Below are 1,545 nucleotides of genomic sequence, written 5' to 3'. Positions count from 1 at the left end.
CCAATAAATCCCAATACCAACAAAGGTTTTTTAATGAATACAAACAACTCTTATCTTAATTTAAAAATTAACAAACTTGATTTTAAAATCACAAAAGCCATTATAAAAGAAAGCTTGGATCAGATCTTTTTATGTGAATGTGAAGGTTTTTATGAAAATATCAATAATGATATTTTTAGTGATGACAATATTGAATTTAATCCTAATATGCTTATTGATAAAGAAGCTTCACTTATAATTAAAAATCCTTATGAAAACAAAAAGATAGACTTTTCAACTAATATTGATATGATTTATCGGGGAATAATATCTTATGTTGACTATTTAGGTGTTAATCAAGGCAGTGCTAGCAATATTGTAAAAGAAAATTTTAAACAATTAAACCATAAACATTTTTTTAAGTTTAACTTGCATTCTCCTTTAATAAGACTTGATTTTAATAAAGCAAATCGTATTTATACTCATACAAACATAATAGAAGTAATTAAACAAACCTTAGCCTATTATAACACCAAGCTAAATAAAAACATTGATTTTTCTAATATTCATCATATATATGAAACTAAAGAATTGATTTCTCAATACAATGAAAGTGATTTAGAATTTATCACAAGATTAGCACACAATCATGGTATTTATTTTTATGAAGATAAAGATAATATTTATTTTTATGATTTTTATACTCATAAAGGCAAAATAAAAGATATAGTTTTTAATCCTAATATCAACAACCATCTTAATGAAACTTGTATTTACGCACTAAATAAAGAAAAACAAATACAAACTAATGCTTTTACTCATTCTAGTAATAATTCCAAACAACCTTTAAGTTTATATTCCTTAAGCACTAAAGCACAAAACACCAATGTACATTATAATGAGCATTCTTATGAAAGTGAGTATTCCTTTACACAAAATATTAATTTAAAACAATCCCCTACCCTAAAAGAAAAAAGAAACACTATGCTTAATAATATACTAAAAGCAAAAAGCAATATTTATCATCTTAGTTTAAATGAAAGTATTAAAATTAATATTCAAGAAGAAACCACCAAAGAATATACCATTATTGCAAAAGAACAAATTTTAATTGATGATGCTATTTTAGCTAATACTATCAATACCAATGATAATTTAAATATTAAAGACTTAAATCTAAGCAAATCTTATACAAATAATTTAACCCTTACCCCATCTTTTTTAACCTTTACACCTAGTTTTAAATCCAAACCAAAACCTCCAATTAATACCATGGGTATAGTTATAGGAGAAGATTTTAATATAGAAAATCAAAGAAATACTATTTATACTGATGAGTATGGAAGAGTTAAAGTAAGGATTAATCTTTATGCTAATCAAGAAGAATTAGATAATAAAACAAACATGTATCACCATAGTCCATTCTTAAGAGTAGCTAGTAATGTAGCAAGCAATCATTCAGGTTTTTACCATACACCTAGAATAGGAGATGAAGTTATTATTTCATTTTTAGATGATGATATAGACAAGCCTTTTATTAGTGGGAGTTTGTATAATGGGGTGAAT

The 1,545-nt window shown here is 24.7% G+C and carries 1 protein-coding gene; it reads left to right on the top strand.

Annotation, left to right across the window (positions count from 1 at the left end; all coding sequences use genetic code 11):
- Positions 1-33: 33 nt before the first annotated feature.
- The coding region (vgrG, locus tag L8X50_RS08175; RefSeq protein WP_263660888.1) for a type VI secretion system tip protein VgrG at positions 34-1,545 on the top strand (1,512 nt) is incomplete at its 3' end.

Source organism: Campylobacter sp. CNRCH_2013_0898h (genome assembly GCF_025772965.1).
Lineage (GTDB): Bacteria > Campylobacterota > Campylobacteria > Campylobacterales > Campylobacteraceae > Campylobacter_D > Campylobacter_D lari_D.
The sequence above is the reverse complement of the archived record's forward strand: the minus strand, read 5'-3'. Positions and strand labels throughout refer to the sequence as shown.